This is a genomic window from Mesorhizobium muleiense (assembly GCF_900099905.1).
GTDB lineage: Bacteria > Pseudomonadota > Alphaproteobacteria > Rhizobiales > Rhizobiaceae > Mesorhizobium > Mesorhizobium muleiense.
In genome coordinates this window covers 329,949-350,824 of record NZ_FNEE01000003.1, presented here as the reverse complement: position 1 = coordinate 350,824, position 20,876 = coordinate 329,949, and the positions used below count along the sequence as shown (strand labels likewise).

The following is a 20,876-nucleotide window of genomic DNA, read 5'->3' as shown; positions in this document are numbered from 1 at the left end:
CCGCCTAGTTGGCGGGCGGCCTGTAAGCTTCCAGGCCGAACAGCATCAGCACGAGCGACACAAGGAAGAACCCGACTGCGACGCCGAGCGCGATCCGGGCGTAGAGTCTATAAACGTCGCCCATGATGGTGCCGAACACCCGTCGTGCCGAGGCATCGGCTGGGCGCGATTTCTCATCGAGGTAGAGCCAGACTTCGGTGTGCTTGGGATTTTTGAAGGCTGCGGTCGTGGCTTTCCACATCAGCGCCAGAACCATGGTCAGCGTGAGGAACGCGCCGGAGCGAAATGCAGACACCGGGTTGAAGGAGAATCCGACCATGACACAGCCAATGGCAAGCGAGCCGAACATGACGGCGCGCCCGATGCACCCCACGGCAACCCGCCTGATCTCATCCATCGGCGCCCTCGGCAGCAAGCTCGCCGACAATGTGCGAGCGCTGCGACCGTATCAAATCACTTTAAGGCGAATGTGCCGCCAGGACGGGTATACCTCTGGGGGTTCAGCATGGGCGTGCAGGCGCGCAACTCCCCGGCGCAACTTTGCGAACCCAACAGCCTGAAATACGGCCATCGACGCGGCCGGCCGGCGCGCTCTATGTTGCATGGCAAGCCGGATCGAACCTTTCCGCACCGACAGGCGCTGCCTCGGACAGGCATTGTCTGGGCAAGACATCCGGCAGAGGAAGGCTATCGGCTATGCCGAAGGAGACGGAATTGAAGCCGGCGAGCGGCGCGACACCGCTGATAGCAATTGCGGCTGCCGCCGTCGACACCGAAACAACCGGGCCCGACGCCACCAAGGCGCGCGTGGTCCAGATTGGCGCGATCGGCATCGCGCATGGCAAGGTCGTACGGCAAGCTCAGCTCGATCTGCTCATCGATCCCGGTGAAGCAATCCCGTCCGAGGCTTCGCTCGTCCACGGCATCACCGATACCGATGTTGACGGAGCCGGCAGCTTCCCGGATGCATGGGCACAATTCCAGGAGTTCGTCGGCGACCGCATCCTCGTCGGCCATTCGATCGGCTTCGACCTGGCGGTATTGGAGCGCGAATGCCGACGCGCCCGATTGCCCTGGAAAAAGCCTCGGGCGCTGTGCGTCCGGCTTCTTGCAACCATAGCAAATCCCAATCTGGCAGACCATTCGCTGGAAACGATCGCCGAATGGCTTCGCCTGGAGATAACCGGCCGGCATTCGGCTCTGGGCGATGCGATTGCGGCCGGAAACATCTTTGCCGCGTTGATTCCGGAGTTGCGCAAGCGCAACATCCGAACACTTGGCGAGGCCGAGGTTGCCTGCCTTGCCCTTTCGGACGCTCTCGAAGCCGGCCATCGCGCCGGCTGGGCCGAGCCGGTGTCGCGACCCCAGGCTCCGGCGTTTCAGCCGGTTGATCCCTATGCCTATCGCCATCGCGTCGGCAGCCTCATGAGCAGCCCGCCAGTCGTGGTGAAGTCGACCAAACCGACAAGGCAGGTGATCGACCTCATGGTCAAGCGCAAGATCAGCTCGGTCCTCGTGTCCGAGCGTGGAACGCCGGATCAAGCGATCGAGGCGTATGGCATCGTTACCGAGCGTGACCTGCTGCGCCGCATATCGTCCGACGCCGAGCGGGCTTTTGACATGCCGGTCGGAAACATCGCGGCGCGACCGCTGATAAGCATCCGCGCCGCCGCCTTCGCTTATCGGGCGATCGGCCGCATGGATCGGCTGAAAGTCCGCCACCTCGCCGTCCGCGACGAAGGCGGCATGCTGGTCGGCGTGCTTTCGGCGCGCGACCTGCTGAGGCTTCGCGCCGCCGCTGCCATCGATCTCGACGACACGATCGAACATGCCAGGGACGCCGCCGAACTGGCGGCCAGCTGGTCGATGCTGCCGGGCGTGGTACGTTCGCTCATCGGCGAAGCGATCGACCCGCGCGTGGTGGCGGAAATCATCAGCGACGAACTTTGCTCGCTTACCCGCCGCGCCGCCGTGCTTGCCGAACAGCAGATGCAGATCGAAGGTCACGGCCCGCCGCCCTGCGCCTACGCCGTGCTCGTGCTCGGCTCAGGCGGCCGTGGCGAAAGCCTGATGGCCCCCGACCAGGACAATGCAATCGTCTTCGCAGATGGCGAGCCGGATGGGCCCGAAGACCGCTGGTTCAAGAAACTCGGCGCCAGGCTCGCCGACATGCTCGACGTCTCAGGCGTGCCGTATTGCAAAGGCGGGGTAATGGCCTCGAATGCCGCATTCCGCGGTAGCCTCTCCACCTGGAAGGGGCGCGTCGAGGATTGGGTTCGCCGCCTGCGGCCTGAGGACCTGCTTAACGTCGATATCGTCTACGACCTGCGACCGGCGCATGGCGACACGACGCTGGCCGCGCAGTTCGTCGAATATGCCTATGACCGTGCCCACGCCGAGCCGGTGTTCGCGAAGCTGCTCGGCGAGCAGATGACGACCGGCAATCCCTTCACTGTCTTTGGCGGCCTTCAGCTTGAAAATGGCCGGCTGGATATCAAGAAGCATGGCCTTTTTCCAATCGTCGCGACCGCACGCACGCTCGCAATTCGTCACGGCATCCGCGAGCGGAGCACGCGTGCCCGGCTCGAGCGACTGATCGCGCTGGATATTGGCGGCGGGCCCGACATGAAGGCGATGCTGGCCGGTCACGCCATGTTGGTCGGCTTGCTGCTCGCTCAGCAGACGCGTGACATCTACGCCGGTATACCGGTATCCAACCGCGTCGAGATCAATGCGCTGGCGCGCGATCAGCAGGCACAGCTCAAGAGCCTCATCAAGCGCCTTCAGTCGGCACCCGACCTGGTGCGGGACCTGATGTTCGCATCGCCGGCGACGCTCGGACAGTAAACAAACTCAACTGCGCGCGGCGCCAAGCAGTTGGTCGACGAGGGCGCTGCGGTCGGCCTGCACCAGGAAATCCTCATGCGCGCGCAGCAGATTCATTCTCAGGAAGTTGAAGATATAGTCGTAATCGTTGGTCAGCAGATTGGGGTGGATCGGTACCATCTCGAAAACCGTTCGCGCCAGCGGCTCGGGAATCTCGCGCACCGGCCGCGGTGGGCCGATCTGGGTGGCGGCGAGGCGCTGACGGGTGAGCTCGGCGGCGTGTTCCCAGAAAGTGGCGGGCGAGCCCTCCGGAACGGCATATTTGGAGAAGCTTGCCAGGGCGACTTTTTCCAGCGCCGCTGGCAGGCCTCGCTGGCGCAAGCCGGCGGGTTGGCGCAGCGCACCCTCCACCATTTCCGCCATCATCGCGTAACACGCAGGGTAGGCGCGCCAGCGTGAATGGTTGAGCGCCGCCTGGAATTCCTTCTCGCTGAACAGCTTCTGCCAGTAGACTCCTGCCCTGACGCGGCAGAACTCGACGATGCTTTTCTGCGCCAGGAAGGCAGCGCGAGAATCCATGAAGTCAGCCAGTTCGCCGACGCTGACGATCGGCTGCGGCTTGCGCAGGAACTCGGGCAACAGATCGTTCAGCAGGCCCATGGCGCTCTCCCTTCGGTCTTGTTTCCAACCTATATTGACCGTTTAGCCCTCGCGACGCCGCACGGCCAGCCCTCTTACCGATTCAAGTCCTCCCACCGATTCTCCAGTCCTCTCACCGATTCTAAAGTCGTATGAACAGGCGCGACAAGAAGTGATACTCATACAAAGTTACGGTCGGCTGATTCTATACCTGGCCGCGACCTATGCCGGAGGGCTTCCGCGTCAGCGGAAGAGGCAAGCTTTAAACGGCGCCTTGCGGTCGAGACGGTTCGCAAGCTGCCAACCAGGGAGGGTTCAAGCTATGGCGACGCCAGACCGCGTAAGTTATTGGAACAAGACCAAGAGCCTCATGTTCGTCATGCTCGGCCTGTGGGTGTTCTTCGGTTACGTCATCCACATGTTCGTGGAGCAACTCAACAGCATCGTCATTTTTGGTTTTCCGCTCGGCTTCTACATGGCCGCTCAGGGTTCGCTCATCGCCTTCGTCGTCATGCTGTTCTGGTTCGCACGGCGCCAGAACGCGATCGACGAAGAGCATGGCGTCCATGAAGATTGATCGGGGGAACGTCAATGGCTAACACGACATCTACCACCGCAGGCGGTGGCGACTTCACCTCCAATCTCGGCCGCATCTACGGCATCTACACAGGCGGCTTCATAGCCTTCATCATCCTGATGGCTATCTTGAGCGCCATGGGCGTCGAAAATGTTGTCATCGGCTACCTGTTCATGGGCTTTACCATTGTCATCTACGCGGTGATCGGCGTCCTGAGCCGCACCATGCATGTCGGCGAATATTACGTCGCCGGGCGTCGCGTACCGGCGCTCTACAACGGCATGGCGACCGGCGCCGACTGGATGTCAGCGGCCTCCTTCATCGGCATGGCCGGCTCGCTCTACCTGCTCGGCTACGACGGTCTCGGATTCGTGCTCGGCTGGACCGGCGGCTACGTGCTCGTGGCCATCCTCGTTGCGCCCTATCTGCGCAAGTTCGGCGCCTACACGGTTCCCGACTTCCTGTCGGCGCGCTACGGCGGCAATCTTGCCCGCTTCATCGGCGTGATCGTTCTGTTCTCCTGCTCGTTTACCTATGTCGTCGCGCAGATTTTCGGCACTGGCCTGATCTCGGCGCGCTTCCTTGGCATCGACTTCAACGTCGCGGTCTATGTCGGCCTGGCCGGCATTCTCGTCTGCTCAATGCTGGGCGGCATGCGCGCAGTCACCTGGACGCAGGTCGCCCAGTACATCGTGCTGATCATCGCCTATCTCATCCCTGTCATCTGGATGTCGACGGTGAAAACCGGCGTGCCGATCCCACAATTGATGCAAGGCCAGGCGCTGGCGAACATCACCGCGCTTGAGACGGCGCAGGGCATCACCGTGCATCACATCACCCCATTCGTGCATGGCGGCTACGATGCCAAGAACTACTTCCTGCTCATCCTCTGCCTGATGGTCGGAACGGCATCATTGCCGCATGTCCTGATGCGCTACTTCACCACCCCGTCGGTGCGTGAAGCGCGTGTTTCAGTCGCCTGGTCGCTGCTGTTCATCTTCATCCTCTACTTCACCGCGCCGGCCTATGCGGCGTTCGCCAAGTGGACGATGCTCGACTTGGTGGCGTCGGGCCTTACGCCCGAAAACATCGCCGAGAAAGCCGGATGGATGATGCGCTGGGCCGCTGCCGACAATACGCTCGTGCAGATCTGCGGCAAGGCGGCGACAGACTCCGCGGCGATCGTCGCGGCCTGCGCCGAAAAGGGGGTGACGGCACTTTCGTTTGCCGACATCAACCTCAACGCCGACATGATCGTGCTGGCGACGCCGGAAATGGCCGGCATGCCTTACGTCATCTCGGGCCTCGTCGCCGCCGGCGGTCTTGCCGCCGCGCTGTCGACGGCGGACGGCCTGCTGCTGGCCATCGCCAACGCACTCAGCCACGACATCTACTATAAGATGATCGACCAGAATGCGCCGACGTCGCGGCGCCTGATCGTGTCCCGCATCCTGCTGGTTATGGTCGCGGTGCTGGCCGCCTACGTCGCGTCGACCAAGCCGTCGGACATCCTGTCGATGGTGTCGTGGGCGTTCTCGCTTGCGGCAGGCGGGCTGTTCCCGGCGCTGGTGCTCGGCGTCTGGTGGAAGCGGGCGAACTCGGCCGGTGCGGTCGCCGGCATGATCGCGGGCTTCGGCATCACCATCTTCTACCTTGTCATGACCCAGTACGGCGCCGACTTCGACAAGGCGACGCCGAATATGGAACTGTGGTGGGGCGTGAAGAACATTTCGTCGGCGACTTTCGGACTGCCGGTTGGCTTCGCCGTGATGATCATCGTCAGCCTTCTGACCAGGGCGCCGGCCCGGGAGATGCAGGATTTCATCGAGGAAATCCGTGTGCCGCGCGGCAAGCAGATGATGGAAGAAAAGACTGCCTGATCGCGCATGGCGATCGGCGCTCAAGGCGGGGTCCGGTGACGGACCCCGCTTTCATTTCGGGGGCGTCGCTGGCATAACGCGCCGCCGCCGCTGCTTGGAAACTCCCCCATGAACGATTTCTGGTCCTATTGGTATTTCCACATCCCGAACTTTATCCTTGCCGCGGTGATGTACACGTTGATCGGACGTCTCGTGCTCGGCCTCTTCGTGCCCGAAAGCTGGGACAACTACATCTGGCGCTTCTTCAAGAGTGTCACGGACCCGTTCCTGCGGGCCGTGCGGAGCATTACGCCGTCGATCCTGACCCAGCCGGTGGTGATCGTCTTCAGCGTGCTCTGGCTTATGGCCTTGCGCGTGTTCTACCTCGTCTTTCTGATCAATTTCGGCATTGCGCCGATGGCTTCGCAGGGAGGTTGAGGCAATGGACAGAAACGGTCTTGTCCCGGTCATGGCGGTCGCCATCGTCAACGGCATCTTTTCGCCGTGGGTGCTGATGGTGTTCCTGTTCTATCCGATCTGGTATCCGGGCTGGGCGCCTCCCCTGAGCCAGATCGTCTACATGGCAAGTGCGCTGATCCTGTCGACGATGACCATCATGCTCGCCGGCGTGCCGGCCGCGCTCTATGAGCGCTGGTCGGCGCGCCCCAGGAGCATCGTCGTCGCGTCGATCTGGCTTGCCGGCACGGTTTTGCTGACGCTGCCGGCGCTGCCGAATGTGATGCGGGCGCTAAGCGGCGGCTGAGAATTCCCTTCCCCGCCCTGTCAGCGTTCTTCGCGGCGGAACGGCTTGAGCAGCGCCGAAGGCGCGACGGCGTTGCGCGACATCACCGCCATGGCGACGATGGTGAAGATGAAGGGCAGCATCAGGAACGCCTCATAGGGGATATGGCCGAGCCCGCTCGCCTGCATGCGCAGTTGCAGGGCATCGACGAAGGCGAACAGCAGGGCGGCCCCCGCCGAACGCCAGGGATCCCAGCGGCCGAAGACGACGAGCGCGATCGCCACCCAGCCACGCCCGGAGACGAGGCCGAAGGTGAAGGCGTTGAACTGCACCATCGACAGGAAAGCCCCGGCCAGCCCCATCAGGGCACCGCCAAGGATCACCGCCTGGAAGCGAGTGGCGATGACGCCGACGCCGGCCGAATCGGCGGCGCGCGGATTTTCGCCGACCATGCGCACCGACAGGCCCCACGGAGTCCGATAGAGCACGAAGGCGGCAAGGGGAACGGCTGCCATTGCCATGTAGACCAGCGAAAACTGGTTGAACACGGCTGGTCCGAGCACCGGGATGTCGGAGAGAACAGGGATCGGCAGCGTTTCGAAACTCTTGATGCTGGGCGGCACCGATTGCTGGCCGAAGATCAGCCGGTAAAGGAAATAGGCGAGGCCCGACGAGAACAGCGTCACGCCGATGCCGCAGACATGCTGGCTGAGGCCGAGAGCCACCGTGAACAGCGCATGCACGGCACCCATCAACGCACCGGTCAGCACCGCCGCAAGCACGCCGAGCCACAGGCTGCCGCTGAGGCTGGTCGCGGTGAAGCCGGTCATCGCCGACAACAGCATGATGCCTTCGATGCCGAGATTGAGCACGCCGGCCCGCTCGGAGAACATCTCGCCCAGCGTCGCGAAAGCCAAAGGCGTGGCGATGCGGATGATCGCGGCGAGGAAGCCGACCTGAAAAATCTGTTCGAGCACGACGCTCATCATGCGGCTCCGACGCGGCGGATGCGATAGGCCGTGAACAGCAGCGCCACCAGCATGGCGAGCAGCGCAGTGCCCTGGATGACGTCGCTGAGGAAGGCCGGAACGCCGGTGGCCCGCGACATCGCCTCGGCGCCGGTCATGACGGCGGCGAGGAACAGCGCCGCCGGCATCACGCCAAGCGGGTTGAGCCTCGCCAGCATGGCGACGACGATGCCGGAATAGCCATAGCCCGGCGAGATGTCGCTCATCACCTGGAAATGCACGCCGCCGACCTCGCTGACGCCGGCAAGCCCGGCGAGCGCGCCGGACAGCAGCGCCGTCGAGATCAGCACCCGCTCGACATGGATGCCGCCATAGCGCGCGGCCTCGGGATTTTCGCCGATGACCCTGATCCTGAAGCCGAGCGTCGTGCGCGCGATCAGGAACCAGATGACCGGCGCGGCCACGAAAGCCGCCACGACGCCGAGATGCAGCCGCGTGCCTTCGAGCAGCACCGGGAAATTCGCTGAATCCTCGATCGGCGGCGAGATCGGGTAGCCGCTGAAACTGTCTTTCCAAGGGCCTTCGATCAGTGCCATCAACGCGTAGAAGATGACCGAGTTGAGCAGCAGTGAACTGACGACGTCATCGACTTTGAATTTCACCCGCAGCGTTGCCGGGATCAGGGCGACCGCAGCACCGGCGGCGGCGCCGGCGAGCGCCATTAGCAGCATGGCAAGCGGCCCCGGCATCGGAATGGCGCCGACCGCGCAGCTCGCCACCGCACCGGCAAGCAACTGCCCCTCGGCGCCGATATTCCAGAATTTGGCGCGGAAGGCGACCGCCACGGCAAGCCCGGTGAAGATCATCGGTGTTGCGCGCACGAGCGTTTCGGTGATCGCGTAGCTGTCGCCCAGCGACGCCGCGAACATCACGCCATAGGCCTCGATCACCCCGGCACCGGCCAGCGCGATGAGGCCGCTGCACAGCACCAATGTCGCGCCGATGGCCAGCAACGGCAGAGCCAGGTTGAACCAGGCGGGTGTTGAGGTGCGGGCTTCGAGGCGGAACATCAACTATGGCCCTCCGCTCCGGTCATCATCAGTCCGAGCCGCGCGATCGTGGCGTCGGCGCTGTCCAACGTGCCGACAATGCACCCCTCATACATCACCGCAATACGGTCGCAGAGCATGAGCAACTCTTCGAGATCTTCGCCGATGACGACGATGCCGCAGCCCCTGGCGCGCATGTCGAGGAACTTTTCGTGGATGAAGCGCGCCGCACCAATGTCGAGGCCGCGCGTCGGCTGCGACACGATCAGCACCTTGGGGTCGAAGGCGAGCTCACGCGCCAGCAGCGCCTTTTGCAGATTGCCGCCGGACAGCGCTCCGGCCCGCGTCATCGGCCCGGGGCAGCGTATGTCATAGGCCTTGATCTGTTCTTCGGCGAAGGCGTGGATCGCATCGGGCCTGAGCAGACCGTTGCGGCTGAACGCCCCGGTGCCGATGCGCGGCAGCACCATCGAATCGGCAAGCGGCAGGTTGGTGACCAGGCCCGTCGTCATGCGGTCTTCCGGGATGCGCCCGAGACCGAGCGCCTGCACCTCGCGCGGCGAGAACCGCGAGACAGATTTGCCGGCTATCGTCATCCGCCCGGCATCGGGCGCGCGAACGCCGGAGATCACCTCCGCCAGCGCCCGCTGGCCATTGCCCGAGACACCGGCAATGCCGAGGATCTCGCCGGCGCGCACCGAAAGCGAGACATCGCGCAGCGCCATGCCGGAATGGCGCGACGTCGAGATGCCGTCCAGGGTCAGCACCGCGGCACCCGGTGTCGACGGTCCCCTGGCTGGCGGGACGATCTCGTGGCCGCACATCAGCCGCGCCATCTCCGAGGAGGTCGTGCTGGCAGGTGCGTCGACGCGCCCGGTCACGCGGCCATGCCGCAGCACCACGCAGCGATGGGTCAACGCCCTGACCTCGTTGAGCTTGTGCGAGATGAAGATGATGCCGAGACCCTGGGCCGCCATCGATCGCAGCGCCGAAAACAGCCCGTCGACCTCTGTCGGCGCCAGCACCGCCGTCGGCTCGTCGAGGATCAGCAGCCTTGCACCGCGAAACAGCGCCTTGACGATTTCGAGCCGCTGCTGCTCGCCGATCGAAAGCGCCGAGACGGGAAGGTCCGGATCGAGCGTGAGCCCATGCTGGTGGCCGATCTCCGCCAGTCGCGCCAGCCCGCCGGCGCGGTCGATCCGGCCCGATTTGCCGGGAATGCCTATCAGCAGGTTTTCCAGCACCGAAAGCCGCGGCGCCAGATGAAAATGCTGGTGCACCATGCCGATGCCGGCGGCGAGCGCATCGGCCGAGTTGTTGATCGTCACCGGCCGGCCCTCAACCAGGATCTCGCCGGCGTCGGGGGCATAGGCGCCGAACAGCACGTTCATCAGCGTCGTCTTGCCGGCGCCGTTTTCACCCAGCAGCCCGAGAATTTCGCCGGGTGCGACGCTAAGATCGACGGCCTCGTTCGCCATGACGGCGCCGAAGCTCTTGGAGATGCCGCGCATTTCGATGAGAGGGGCGGGCAAAGGCGAGGGTGCTCCTGGTGGGAGATGGCGCTGATATCCCTCCCCCTCGAGGGGAGGGTGGCCCGAAGGGCCGGGTGGGGTCCGCTGTGACGCGCTCCATCCTTATCGGTCTGAAGGTCGAGGCAGCTGAGGTGACCCCACCCGCCTCGCTTCGCTCGGCACCCTCCCCTCAAGGGAGGGCTGCGCCGCTCAATCCGAAACCGGCGTGTTCTCGTCGACGACGACACGGAAATTGCCGTCGAGGATTTCGGCCTTCTTCTTCTCGACCAGCTCCTTGACGTCGGCGGGCAGCGTCTTGTCGAACTTGCGATACGGCGCCAGAAAGGAGCCGCCCTTGGCCATGCGCGAGAAATCGCCATAGTCCTGCGCGGTGAAGACGCCGGCCTTGACCAGTTTGATCGCATGCTCGACCGTCGGATACATGTCCCAGACCGGGCCGGTGATCACCGTGTCCGGGCCGAGGTTGGACTGGTCGGACATGTTGGAGATGGCGAGGATCTTCCTCTCGACTGCAGCTTCGATGACGCCGAAACGTTCGGCATAGATCACGTCGACGCCGGCGTCGATCTGGGCGATAGCCGCCTCCTTGGCCTTTGGCGGGTCGAAGAAGGAGCCGATGAAAGCGACCTTCCTCTTGATGTCAGGATTGACCTCGCGGGCGCCGGCAAAGAAGGCATTGACCAGCCGGTTCACTTCCGGAATGCCCATCGCCGCAACGGCGCCGATCGTGCCTGATTTCGACATCTTTCCGGCGATCAGGCCGGAGAGATAGGCGGGCTCGTGGATCCAATTGTCGAAGACTGCGAAATTCGGCTCGGCCGGCCCGGCGCCGGAGCCGAATAGGAAGGCGACCTTCGGAAATTGCTTGGCGGTGCGGCGGGATTCGCGTTCGGCAGCGAACGCATCGCCCAGCACCAGCTCATAGCCGCCTTGCGCATATTCGCGCATCACACGGCTGAAATCGGCCGTCTGCACCTTCTCCGACCATTTGTACTCGATGCCGAGTTCCTTCTCGGCCCTCTGCAGGGCGACATGGATCTGGTGGACCCATGGCTCCTCGGTCGGCGTGGCGAAGATCGCCGCCACCTTCAGCTTCTTGTCCTGCGCCAAGACCTGGCCCGGCAGCATGGTTGCCGCCAGGCCGAGCGCGCCGAGTTCCAGCAAATTGCGTCGCGAAAGTCCTTCGTGTTTCGACTGGATTTTGCTCTTCCCGTTTTCCATTGCATGCCCCTCTGATTGGCGCCGTGTCGAGCCGGCTGTTTCTTTGGATATCAGGCGAGGGGAACTATGGAACGGCGTCCGACCTTTGTCCACATGGTCAAATTTGTCGGGAAGCTGCAGCCGGCTGCCCTCCTCGCAAGACCACGGCGGCAGTGGATTGCTTGCTCAATGCTTGATGCGATCGCGCATGGCGTACCAGAGCATGCCGAGCACATAGAGCGGGCCGCGCAGGGCGGTACCGCCGGGAAACGGCATTGGCCTCAGCGTCGAGAACAGATCGAGCCGCGACGCATCGCCGGTGATCGCCTCGGTAAGCAGCTTTCCCGACAGCGTCGACAGGATCACGCCCTTGCCGGAATAGCCATGCGCAAAATAGACTTCGCCATAGTGGCCGACATCCGGCAGGCGCGACGTCGTCACCGAGACCAGCCCGCCCCAGGCATGCTCGATGCGGCGGCCGCGCAATTGCGGAAAGGTCTTTTCCATATGCGGCCGCACGAAGCCGGCAATGTCGGCGGGCGGCGACGGCGTGTAGCGCTCGCCACCGCCGAACAGCAGGCGGCCGTCCGCCGACAGCCGGTAGTAGTTGACGACGAAGCGTGTGTCGGAAACGGCGGCATTGCTTGGGATGATGTCGCTGGTGTCGTCCAGCGGCTCGGTGGCGATGATGTAGTTGCCGACCGGCATGATGCGGCTGTTGACGCGCGGTTCGAGCCCCTGAAGCAGGGCGTCGCCGGCCAACACGACATGTCTGGCCCGGACCGAGCCCTTGGCCGTGGAAACCCGGATGGAAGGTTTCCGCTCCAGCCGCAGCGCTACCGAATTCTCGTGGATGGTGACGCCTGCCGCTGCCGTGGCGCGGGCAAGACCCAGCGTGTAGTTCAGCGGATGCATATGGCCGCCGAGCTTCTCGTACATGGCGCCGTGATAGGGTGTGTTCACCATTTCACGCGCCTGCGCTGCCGACAGCATCTCGACGTCATGAAAGTTCATCACGCTGGCAAGGCACTCGGCCTCTTCCTCGAGGTCGCGCAGGTCGGAGCTGTTGACCGCACCGGCCAGATGGCCGGTGAGCCGGAGGTCGCAATCGATGGCATGGCGCTCGATCAGGTCGAGCACCAGCCCGCGCGCCTCGAGGGCGAGAGCGAAAAGCGCCCGCGCCCGTTCGGGCCCATAAAGTTTGACCAGGCCCTTGGCGCCCTTGCGCAGGCCGGGGATGATCTGGCCGCCATTGCGCCCCGACGCCCCCCAGCCGATCTTGCCGCCTTCGAGGAGAACCACCCTCAGCCCGCGCTCGGCGGCATGAAAGGCTGCGGACAGGCCGGTGCAGCCGCCGCCGACCACCACCAGATCGGCGTCGACGTCGCCCTGCAGCGCCGGATGATCAGGCGCTGGATTGGCGGTCGCGACATAGTAGGATCTGCCGATGTCCAGGCCGGAATTGAAGCCCATCATCAGACCTTGAGCAGCAGGTGGTCTCGTTCCCAGCTGGTGACGACGCTCTGGAACAGGTCGAGCTCGACGCTTTTGACGCGCAAATAGGTTTGGACGAAATCCTCGCCGAGCAGGTCCCGAACCGGACTGCAGGCGGCGAAACGGTCGAGCGCCTCCTCCATGGTTTTCGGCAGCGTGCTCTTGCTGCGATAGGCGTTGCCCGATGCCTCGGGCGAACGCGAGAGCTTTTCCTCGACGCCGAGATAGCCGCAGAGCAGCGAGCCGGCCATCGCCAGATAGGGGTTGGCATCGGCGCCGGGCAGCCGGTTTTCCACCCGCCGTGCGGCCCGCCCGCCGGCCGGCACGCGCAGGCCGCAGGAGCGATTGTCATGCGACCACTCGATGTTGGCGGGGGCGCTGTGGTTCGGCCGGATGCGGCGGAACGAATTCACGTTCGGCGCAAACAGCGGCATCACCTCGGGAATGTATTTCTGCAGGCCGCCGATGAAATGCCCGAACATCTCGGTGTCGGCATCGTCACGCCCGGCGAACAGCGTATTCCCGGCCTCGTCGATGACCGACATGTGGAGATGCATGGAGCTGCCGGCTTGTGCGGCGATCGGCTTGGCCATGAAGGTGGCATGCATGCCATTGTCCTGCGCGGCCCGGCGCGTCATCCGCTTGAACAGCAGCACCTTGTCGGCCAGCGGCAGCGCGTCGCCATGCAGGAAATTGATCTCCAGCTGCGCCGTGCCTGACTCGTGGATCAGCGTATCGAGCGGCAACCCGGCCTTTGCGGCATAGTCGTAGAGCCGCTGGATCACCGGCTCGAATTCCTCCAGCGCCGCCATGTCATAGGGGTGCTGCACGGTTTCGGAGCGGCCATTGCGCCCGACCGGCGCGATCAACGGCCGATCGGGATCGGGATTGGGCGCAGTCAGGTAGAATTCGAGCTCCGGCGCCACCACTGCCCGCCAGCCGCGCTGGTGATAGAGATCGAGCACGGCCCTCAACACATGACGTGGCGAGGCCATCCACGGCCGGTCGTCCATGTGAAACGCATCGGCGAAGACATAGGCCTTTTCAGCTCCAGCGCCGGGCGCAAGGCAGAGCGTCGCGACATCCGGCACCATCCGCATGTCGGGATCCTGATAGGCGAAGCCCTCGTCGTTGGAACCGGAATAGCGGCCGTCTATGCAGACCAGGAAGGCGCTGCTCGGCAGGTAGAGCGCGCGGTCTTCGAGCGACTTCAGGAACTTAGCCGTTGGCAACGCCTTGCCGCGCAACACGCCATTCACGTCCGGCACCAGGCATTCGACTTCCCTGATCCCCTGCTGCTCCAGCCATCGCTTCGGATCGTCCGTTGGGGTCATTTGCGGTGCATCCGTTGTCGTGGTGTTGAGCATCAGGTCACGTCCTTACGAGGGCGAGAATGGATTCGGCGGCGATTTCGGTTCCCGGCGCCCGTGCCATGGTGGCTGCATTCTCCTTGAGACGAACGCGCATCTCGCCATCGGCCATTAGGCCAAGGATGGCGTTTTCCAGTTCGTCGTCGCTCCAGCCATCGCGGCTGAGGTGGCGGCCGACGCCGGTTTCCTCGGCGCGTTGCGCATTGTCGTGCCCGTCCCAGCAATAGGGCATGATCAGCGACGGCACGCCGAAACGCAGCGCTTCGCAAAAGCTGTTGTTGCCGCCGTGATGGATGAAGAGGTCGGATTTCGCGACAACCGACGGCTGCGGAAACCAAGCATCGAGATAGACATTGTCCGGAACCGCGCGATAGCTGTCGCGCAGACCGCCGACATTGACGATGAAGCGGGCCGGAAGCCGGTCGAACACGGCGAGCATGCGCTCGATCAGGCCGACATCCATCGCGCCCAGGCTGCCGAAGCTGAGATAGACCAGCGGCCCGTCATTGCGTGGAAAGACCGGCACGTCGAACGGCCCTTCCGAACGGACGCAGCCTTCGAGATAGACGAAGCGGGCCGGGTCGAGCGGCTCGGCGCGCTGCCTGCGCACGATGGTTGGGGTCAGCAGCAGATTGAGATCGGGCGAAGCTTCGAGAAAAAGCCCCTTCGGCAAGGGCGCAAGGCCGGCGTCGGTCCGAAGCCGGTTGAACCGGTCATGTGCCGGAGCGACGGCTGCCAGGTAGCGCGCCTCGAAGGCCGCGCGACCGGGGTCGTCGGCGGCGAGACCGGACAGATAGGGCGGTACATCGGCGTCGGGCAGCTCGGTCTCGGCGCAGGAGACGACGCGCACCCATGGGCAACCGGCGGCAGCAAGTGCTGGAAACATGACGACGTTGTCGAGCACCACGGCGTCCGGCTTCAACCGGGTCAGCAATTGGCGCAGCGGCGCCTCGGCATTGACCGCGGTATCGACGATCGCTTGCCAGGTCGGGGCGACGTAGGTTTCGAGTTGGTCGATCGGGCTTAGCCTGAAATGCGGCAGATGCCGGCGCACGAAAGCCTGCCAATAGCTCTGGCGTTCGCTGTCGGTCAGCGGATCGTCGGTCGGCAACTGGTATTCCTGAAACCCGTAGTCGGCGAACACGCCGGAAAAGCCGGCGTGACAGATGAACACCGGCCGCGCACCCCTTGCGCGCAAGGCCTGCGCGATGCCGACGCAATTGAGCGCGGCACCGAAGCTCGCTTCGGGAAACAACGCGATAGTCGGGCTGGTTTTGCGCGTCACTGTTCTCGTGGTCCTCGTCAATCCGGCCGGCTGATCATGCCGAACAACGCGGGGGCGCCGCGACTGGCCGCCTGCGGTCGCTGGCTGCGGGACAATCGCAGATGGACGCGAAGCAGATCGGCTGCAACCTCATACTGCCGGCTTTCCAGTTGGTCGAGTATGGTCAGGTGCTCGCGCAGCGATTGCTTCAGCCGGAAGACGTTGACGCCGGCATAGGTCCCCGGCAGCCGGCGCAGCCTGAGATGATCGGACAGCGCGTCGGTGACGAAGCGGTTGCTGGAGCCGTCGGCGATCATGCCGTGAAAGTCGATGTCCAACCGCTGGAACTCTCTGATATCGAATGTGGCGTCGGGCAGCGCCAGCAGCGCTTCCATGCGCTGGCGCAAGGCTGCCGCGCGGGTCCCGTCCAGCCGAAAGCCAGGCGCCAGAATGGCGGCGGGTTCCAGCAGCAGGCGGAACTCGTAGCTTTCCCCTTGCGCCTCCGGATCGTCAGGCGCCCGCCTGAACAGCCAGGCCTGTCCCGGTGCGCGATCCAGAAGATTTTCGTCTGTCAGTTTCTTTAGCGCTTTTAGTACTGTCTTTCGTTCGGCACTGTAGCGCCGCATCAACGCGCCAACGGTCACCGTCTGATCCAGCCGGCGCGCCGACCGATCGCGCAGGATCATCTCCGCGAGTTCGTCCTCCTCGGCGCTTGGCAGGTCAGTGGCAAGCGTCGCCTGCTTGGTGAGGTCAACGGCCAGCCGATAGCCGGATTCGGCTTCCCATCGCACGACGCCTTTTTCGGTGAGCAGGCGCAGCGCGGCCCGCACCGGGGTCCGCGAGACGTTGCAGAGCGAGGCGATTTGCTGTTCCGGGAGATGGGCGCCGGCCTCGAAGCCGCGCTGCCGGGCTACGTCGAGAATGCGCTGCGCGAGATCAAGATGATTGGTGCGCGGGCGTCTGGCAACGGCTTGCATGGCGTTTCTCGTGAACGGGCTCGACCGCTGCGGTTTGACCGATTGCCCTTGCGGGCGCAATCGGCTGGATTTCGCGTGCGATTTTGACAAATTATGGATTGACGTACTTTTTTCTGCAATAGTACTGTGGGTTCAATCGGCAATAAAAAGACCGGGGAACAGGATCGAAGCGGCGGCATGGCCGCAAGCGCTGGTCCGACGATTGATTGAATTCGACGATCAACCAGAATGGGAGTCTGTCATGACCGCCACCACCCTGCGGCACCGTTCGTTAAAAACTTCCGCGATCGCGCTTGGCCTCGCCTTCGCGCTGTCGGCGCCGGCCGCCGCCGCCGACCTCGTCATTTCCAACTGGGACGGCTACATGGCGCCGGACGCCATGGCCGCCTTCAAAGCAGCGACCGGCGTTTCCGGCGAAGTCGTCGTTCACGCCACCAATGAGGAGATCATGGGCAAGCTCGTCGCTTCGGGCGGCAAGGGCTATGACGTGGTCTTCGTTTCCTCGCCGTTCGCAGAAGTGCTGAACAATCTCGGCCTGATCGAGACGATCGACCACGCCAAGATCCCCAATCTCGCCAATCTCTATCCTGAGGCGGCCAAGCTGCCGCACGATGTCGGCAACAATTTTTCCGTGCCTTACACCTGGGGCACCACCGGCCTCTGCTACCGCTCGGATCTGGTGAAGACCGAGCCGGCCAGCTGGAACGATCTTCTCGCCCCGTCCGAGGCGCTCAAGGGCAAGACCACGATGCTGGCGACCGACCGCTGGCTGCTTGCCGCCGGGCAGCTCGCCAAGGGCTATTCGGTCAACGAAACCGATCCGGCCAAGCTCGCCGAGGTCAAGGACCTGCTGATCTCGGCCAAGAAGACCTTGCTCGCCTATGACGACACCACCTTCTATTCGAAGCTGGTTTCGGGCGAGGCGCTGATGGTGCAGGCATGGGATGGCTGGTGCAACTATGGCATCGCCGAGAATCCGCAGATTAAATACACCATACCCAAGGAAGGCTCGGACCTGTGGGTCGATACGATGGTGGTGATGAAGGCATCGGCCAACAAGGACGCCGCCTTCCAGTTCATCAACTTCATGCTGGACGCCAAGAACCACGCCTGGGCGGCTCAGAACATCGATTACAAGGTGCCGAACAAGCCGGCTATGGAAAGCCTGCCGGCGGATTTCCTCGCCAAATTCCCAAATATGAACATGCCTGTGGCCGAACTGGTCAAGTTCGAGCAGTTGCGCGACGTCGGCGACGCCCAGCGCGACTATTCGAAGATCGTCAGCGAGATCAAGGCGGCGCAGTAGTTTCGGCATCTGGAATCAGGCTTGCGTTCCTTCACGCCCCCCTCTGGCCTGCCGGCCATCTCCCCCTCAAGGGGGGAGATCGGCTGGATTGCGACCTGTCGCCAAGCTCCGGCGCAGCACCCCCTCATCCGGCCGCTTCGCGGCCACCTTCTCCCCGCTGGGGAGAAGAGGCTGACGCCAAGGTCGGCGACCTCCTCTCCCCTCGGGGAGAGGTCGGATTGCCCCGAATTGCCCTTCGCAATTCGGTTGGCAATCCGGGTGAGGGGGCGCTTGTCCAAACACAATTTCGATGCCTTTGAGATGGCCTCAAGGCCAGAGGAGAGTGCGACATGAGATCGTTCACACCTTCTCGCTCCTCCTTGCTGATGGCGCCGGCGCTGGCCTGGCTCACCGCCTTGATGGTGGTGCCATGCGCGCTGGTGCTGGCGCTCGCCTTCTTCCGGCGCGGCATTTATGGCGGCATCGAATACAGCTTCACGCTGGAGAATTTCGGGCTGGTGCTCGACCCGCTCTATGCCGGCATCTTCCTCAATTCGGCGCGCATCGCGGGCACGGCAACGCTGATCGCCGTGGTGATCGGCTATGCCGCCGCCTATGCGATCGCGGCAGCACCGCGCCGGTGGCAGCCGGTGTTCCTGTTCTTCGCCGTCTTGCCTTTCTGGTCCAATTACCTGATCCGCACCTATGCATGGATCGTGCTGCTCAACCGCGAAGGCCTGATCACCCAGCTCTTGCGCTGGTTCGGCTATACCGGCGAGCCGCCGTCGATGCTCTATACCGAAGGCGCCGTCATCGCCGGTCTGGTCTACAATTACCTGCCTTTCGTCATCCTCGCCTGCTACGCGCCGCTGTCGCGGCTCAATCCGGAGCTGGCCGAGGCCTCGCGCGATCTCGGCGCTTCGGCCATGACCACATTTCGCCGGGTTATCCTGCCGCTGACGGTGCCGGGCATCGCCGCCGGGGCGGTGTTCGTCTTCGTGCTGTCGATCGGCAATTTCGTCACGCCGGCACTGCTCGGCGGCGGCCGCTTCCAGATGATCGGCAATCTTGTCTACGACCAGTTCCTGACCGCCAATGACTGGCCGTTCGGCGCAGCGCTGGCGATGGCGCTGATCGCCATCATGCTTTTGGTGCTGACGGCGCAGGCCCTGGCTGCCGATCGCGCCGCCGGCCGTATCGCCGAAGCGAAAGGAGGCGCCGATGACTGAGCGCTCGCCCGCCACACGGCGCACGCTCTGGCTCGTGCTGACGCTGGTCTTCGCCTTCCTCTACATTCCGATCGCCGTACTGGTGGCGCTGTCGTTCAACCAAGGCGGGCTGCCGACCGTCTGGTCGGGCTTTTCGCTGAAATGGTATGCCTCGCTCGCCGGAAACGCCGCGATCCTTTCCGCCGCCCTCAACACGCTGATCGTGGCGCTGGTCTCGACAGCCATCGCCACGCTGCTCGGCACCTTGCTGGCCATCGGCGTCGAAATGCGCCGGCAGTACGGAAGCGGCCTCGAGGCGCTGATCTTTGCGCCGATGATCATTCCCGACATCGTGCTGGCGGTGGCGCTGCTCAGCTTCTTTTCCATGCTCGATTTCACGCTCGGCCTGCACACCATCATCCTCGCCCATGTCGTCTTCAACCTCGCCTTCGTCTGCTCGGTGGTGCGCGCGCGGCTAAAAAGCTTCGACTGGTCGATCGTCGAGGCCTCCGCCGATCTCGGCGCTTCCGCGCTCACCACCTTCAGGCGGGTGACATTGCCGGTCATCCTGCCTGCGGTCGTCGCCGGCGCGCTGCTCGCCTTCACCCTTTCGGTCGACGAGTTCATCATCGCCTTCTTCACCGCCGGCGCCGGCCGCGCCTCGACTACGCTGCCGATGCAGATCTATTCGATGATCCGCTTCGGCATCACGCCGGAGATCAATGCATTGGCGACCATAGTCATGGCGGTCTCAATCACCGCGCTGACCCTGTCGCAGCGGCTCAACCGCGGAGTCATCGGCTAATGAGCGAGCCCCGCACGCTGCTGGCGATCGACAAGGTGTCGAAGAACTTCGGCCGGGTGACGGCCGTCGACGGCATCTCGCTCGATATCCGCGAGAACGAGTTCTTCGCCTTGCTCGGACCTTCCGGCTGCGGCAAGACCACGCTGCTGCGCATGCTGGCCGGTTTCGAGATGCCCAATGAGGGGCGCATCCTGCTCGACGGCCGCGACATCGCGAAAACCCCGCCCAACAGGCGGCCGGTCAACCTGATGTTCCAGTCCTACGCGCTGTTTCCGCATATGAGCGTCCGGGCCAATGTTTCCTACGGCCTTGAAATGGAGCGCTTGCCGGCAAACGAAATCCGCTCCCGCGTCGACGCCATCCTGGCGACGACCGAGCTTGTCGCCTTCGCCGACCGCAAGCCGGAGCAATTGTCGGGCGGCCAGAAGCAGCGCGTCGCGCTTGCCCGGGCGCTGGTCAAGCGGCCGCGGCTGCTGCTGCTCGACGAGCCGCTCGGTGCGCTCGACAAGAAATTGCGCGGCGCCATGCAACTGGAGCTGAAGCGGCTGCAGCACGAAGTCGGCATCACCTTCGTCATCGTCACCCATGACCAGGAGGAATCGCTCGTTATGGCCGACCGCATGGCGGTGCTGAGGGACGGCAAGCTGCTGCAATGCGACACGCCGCATGCGGTCTACGAACATCCGGCCGACCGTTTCGTCGCCGACTTCATTGGCGTCATGAATTTCGTGCCGGGCAAAGCCGCCAACGATGGCGTGCTGGCAGCCAATGGTGCGCGGATATCAGGCATGGTTCCCGAAATACTTTCGCCCGGCGCTGCGGCGGTCGCTTCGGTGCGGCCCGAGCGCATCCGGCTGTTCCCGCCGCCAGAGACGGCCAACCGTGTTGCCGGCATCGTCGAGGCGCTCGCCTATCACGGGCTCGACCTGCAGCTGCATGTCCGCACCGCTCTGTCACAAAAACCGTTCCTGGTGCGCGTCACCGCCGACGCCGCCGACCGCCGCCCGGTCGCGTCGGGCGATGCGGTCGAACTCGGCTGGGATGCCGCCGACGTCAGAATTTTCGCAGATTGATTGAAGGA

The 20,876-nt window shown here is 63.9% G+C and carries 19 protein-coding genes; 9 read left to right on the top strand and 10 right to left on the bottom strand.

What is annotated here, in order from left to right:
• Positions 1-4: 4 nt before the first annotated feature.
• Positions 5-397, bottom strand: coding sequence for a hypothetical protein (locus tag BLT09_RS09250; protein ID WP_023800517.1), 393 nt, complete (start codon positions 395-397; stop codon positions 5-7).
• Positions 398-696: 299 nt separating this feature from the next.
• On the opposite strand from BLT09_RS09250, the gene BLT09_RS09245 reads away from it, so the two are divergent.
• The gene (locus tag BLT09_RS09245; protein ID WP_236473018.1) at positions 697-2,847 is read left to right on the top strand and encodes a DUF294 nucleotidyltransferase-like domain-containing protein; all 2,151 of its coding nucleotides are present in this window, start codon (positions 697-699) and stop codon (positions 2,845-2,847) included.
• Between the two features lie 6 nt (positions 2,848-2,853).
• Here BLT09_RS09245 and BLT09_RS09240 read toward each other — a convergent pair whose 3' ends face one another.
• A complete protein-coding gene (locus BLT09_RS09240; RefSeq protein WP_091592313.1) occupies positions 2,854-3,486 on the bottom strand; it encodes a hypothetical protein in 633 nt (210 codons plus the stop codon).
• Between the two features lie 301 nt (positions 3,487-3,787).
• Here BLT09_RS09240 and BLT09_RS09235 point away from each other — a divergent pair, with 301 nt between their 5' ends.
• From BLT09_RS09235 to BLT09_RS09220, 4 genes are all read left to right on the top strand, one after another.
• Positions 3,788-4,042, top strand: a complete 255-nt coding sequence (locus BLT09_RS09235; RefSeq protein ID WP_077380838.1) for a DUF4212 domain-containing protein — start codon at positions 3,788-3,790, stop codon at positions 4,040-4,042.
• 14 nt (positions 4,043-4,056) lie between these two features.
• A complete protein-coding gene (locus BLT09_RS09230; protein WP_091592309.1) occupies positions 4,057-5,922 on the top strand; it encodes a sodium:solute symporter family protein in 1,866 nt (621 codons plus the stop codon).
• A 108-nt stretch (positions 5,923-6,030) separates the two neighbouring features.
• Entirely contained in the window at positions 6,031-6,339 is a 309-nt protein-coding gene (locus tag BLT09_RS09225) for a YggT family protein (RefSeq protein WP_091592308.1), read from the top strand.
• 4 nt (positions 6,340-6,343) lie between these two features.
• Positions 6,344-6,664, top strand: a complete 321-nt coding sequence (locus BLT09_RS09220; protein WP_091592307.1) for a hypothetical protein — start codon at positions 6,344-6,346, stop codon at positions 6,662-6,664.
• 20 nt (positions 6,665-6,684) lie between these two features.
• Here BLT09_RS09220 and BLT09_RS09215 read toward each other — a convergent pair whose 3' ends face one another.
• The 8 genes from BLT09_RS09215 to BLT09_RS09180 form a co-directional block, all read right to left on the bottom strand.
• Complete coding sequence (locus tag BLT09_RS09215) at positions 6,685-7,629, bottom strand: ABC transporter permease (protein ID WP_023800524.1); 945 nt, start codon at positions 7,627-7,629, stop codon at positions 6,685-6,687.
• Positions 7,629-8,681, bottom strand: a complete 1,053-nt coding sequence (locus BLT09_RS09210) for an ABC transporter permease (RefSeq protein WP_023800525.1) — start codon at positions 8,679-8,681, stop codon at positions 7,629-7,631. Before BLT09_RS09210 ends, BLT09_RS09215 begins: the two co-directional genes overlap by 1 nt.
• Positions 8,681-10,192, bottom strand: coding sequence for an ABC transporter ATP-binding protein (locus BLT09_RS09205; protein ID WP_091592305.1), 1,512 nt, complete (start codon positions 10,190-10,192; stop codon positions 8,681-8,683). Before BLT09_RS09205 ends, BLT09_RS09210 begins: the two co-directional genes overlap by 1 nt.
• A 189-nt stretch (positions 10,193-10,381) precedes the next feature.
• Entirely contained in the window at positions 10,382-11,413 is a 1,032-nt protein-coding gene (locus BLT09_RS09200) for a BMP family protein (protein ID WP_091592304.1), read from the bottom strand.
• Between the two features lie 165 nt (positions 11,414-11,578).
• Positions 11,579-12,868: an NAD(P)/FAD-dependent oxidoreductase gene (locus tag BLT09_RS09195; protein WP_091592301.1), complete on the bottom strand. Its 1,290-nt coding sequence runs from the start codon at positions 12,866-12,868 to the stop codon at positions 11,579-11,581.
• Entirely contained in the window at positions 12,868-14,220 is a 1,353-nt protein-coding gene (locus tag BLT09_RS09190) for a glutamine synthetase family protein (RefSeq protein ID WP_091592483.1), read from the bottom strand. The genes BLT09_RS09195 and BLT09_RS09190 overlap by 1 nt, the downstream gene beginning before the upstream one ends.
• Before the next feature lie 37 nt (positions 14,221-14,257).
• The gene (locus BLT09_RS09185) at positions 14,258-15,541 is read right to left on the bottom strand and encodes a glycosyltransferase (protein ID WP_091592299.1); all 1,284 of its coding nucleotides are present in this window, start codon (positions 15,539-15,541) and stop codon (positions 14,258-14,260) included.
• Between the two features lie 17 nt (positions 15,542-15,558).
• Positions 15,559-16,497 (bottom strand): GntR family transcriptional regulator, encoded by a 939-nt coding sequence (locus tag BLT09_RS09180; RefSeq protein ID WP_091592481.1) that lies wholly within the window; start codon positions 16,495-16,497, stop codon positions 15,559-15,561.
• Positions 16,498-16,738: 241 nt separating this feature from the next.
• On the opposite strand from BLT09_RS09180, the gene BLT09_RS09175 reads away from it, so the two are divergent.
• The 4 genes from BLT09_RS09175 (at position 16,739) to BLT09_RS09160 (ending at position 20,868) form a co-directional block, all read left to right on the top strand.
• Positions 16,739-17,803, top strand: coding sequence for a polyamine ABC transporter substrate-binding protein (locus BLT09_RS09175; RefSeq protein ID WP_091592297.1), 1,065 nt, complete (start codon positions 16,739-16,741; stop codon positions 17,801-17,803).
• Between the two features lie 365 nt (positions 17,804-18,168).
• Complete coding sequence (locus BLT09_RS09170; RefSeq protein WP_036269997.1) at positions 18,169-19,011, top strand: ABC transporter permease; 843 nt, start codon at positions 18,169-18,171, stop codon at positions 19,009-19,011.
• Complete coding sequence (locus BLT09_RS09165; protein WP_091592295.1) at positions 19,004-19,795, top strand: ABC transporter permease; 792 nt, start codon at positions 19,004-19,006, stop codon at positions 19,793-19,795. The genes BLT09_RS09170 and BLT09_RS09165 overlap by 8 nt, the downstream gene beginning before the upstream one ends.
• Positions 19,795-20,868 carry an ABC transporter ATP-binding protein gene (locus tag BLT09_RS09160; protein ID WP_091592293.1) on the top strand — a complete coding sequence of 358 codons (1,074 nt, stop codon included), beginning with the start codon at positions 19,795-19,797 and terminating at the stop codon, positions 20,866-20,868. Before BLT09_RS09165 ends, BLT09_RS09160 begins: the two co-directional genes overlap by 1 nt.
• Positions 20,869-20,876: the final 8 nt, after the last annotated feature.

What these genes read in the sequence shown, in the direction of transcription:
- BLT09_RS09175 (WP_091592297.1), top strand. Translation starts at nt 16,739, where the DNA reads ATGACCGCCACCACCCTGCGGCACCGTTCGTTAAAAACTTCCGCGATC.
- BLT09_RS09210 (WP_023800525.1), bottom strand. Translation starts at nt 8,681, where the DNA reads ATGTTCCGCCTCGAAGCCCGCACCTCAACACCCGCCTGGTTCAACCTG.
- BLT09_RS09190 (WP_091592483.1), bottom strand. Translation starts at nt 14,220, where the DNA reads ATGACCCCAACGGACGATCCGAAGCGATGGCTGGAGCAGCAGGGGATC.
- BLT09_RS09160 (WP_091592293.1), top strand. Translation starts at nt 19,795, where the DNA reads ATGAGCGAGCCCCGCACGCTGCTGGCGATCGACAAGGTGTCGAAGAAC.
- BLT09_RS09250 (WP_023800517.1), bottom strand. Translation starts at nt 397, where the DNA reads ATGGATGAGATCAGGCGGGTTGCCGTGGGGTGCATCGGGCGCGCCGTC.
- BLT09_RS09245 (WP_236473018.1), top strand. Translation starts at nt 697, where the DNA reads ATGCCGAAGGAGACGGAATTGAAGCCGGCGAGCGGCGCGACACCGCTG.
- BLT09_RS09235 (WP_077380838.1), top strand. Translation starts at nt 3,788, where the DNA reads ATGGCGACGCCAGACCGCGTAAGTTATTGGAACAAGACCAAGAGCCTC.
- BLT09_RS09170 (WP_036269997.1), top strand. Translation starts at nt 18,169, where the DNA reads ATGGCGCCGGCGCTGGCCTGGCTCACCGCCTTGATGGTGGTGCCATGC.
- BLT09_RS09220 (WP_091592307.1), top strand. Translation starts at nt 6,344, where the DNA reads ATGGACAGAAACGGTCTTGTCCCGGTCATGGCGGTCGCCATCGTCAAC.
- BLT09_RS09200 (WP_091592304.1), bottom strand. Translation starts at nt 11,413, where the DNA reads ATGGAAAACGGGAAGAGCAAAATCCAGTCGAAACACGAAGGACTTTCG.
- BLT09_RS09195 (WP_091592301.1), bottom strand. Translation starts at nt 12,868, where the DNA reads ATGATGGGCTTCAATTCCGGCCTGGACATCGGCAGATCCTACTATGTC.
- BLT09_RS09165 (WP_091592295.1), top strand. Translation starts at nt 19,004, where the DNA reads ATGACTGAGCGCTCGCCCGCCACACGGCGCACGCTCTGGCTCGTGCTG.
- BLT09_RS09225 (WP_091592308.1), top strand. Translation starts at nt 6,031, where the DNA reads ATGAACGATTTCTGGTCCTATTGGTATTTCCACATCCCGAACTTTATC.
- BLT09_RS09240 (WP_091592313.1), bottom strand. Translation starts at nt 3,486, where the DNA reads ATGGGCCTGCTGAACGATCTGTTGCCCGAGTTCCTGCGCAAGCCGCAG.
- BLT09_RS09180 (WP_091592481.1), bottom strand. Translation starts at nt 16,497, where the DNA reads ATGCAAGCCGTTGCCAGACGCCCGCGCACCAATCATCTTGATCTCGCG.
- BLT09_RS09230 (WP_091592309.1), top strand. Translation starts at nt 4,057, where the DNA reads ATGGCTAACACGACATCTACCACCGCAGGCGGTGGCGACTTCACCTCC.
- BLT09_RS09215 (WP_023800524.1), bottom strand. Translation starts at nt 7,629, where the DNA reads ATGAGCGTCGTGCTCGAACAGATTTTTCAGGTCGGCTTCCTCGCCGCG.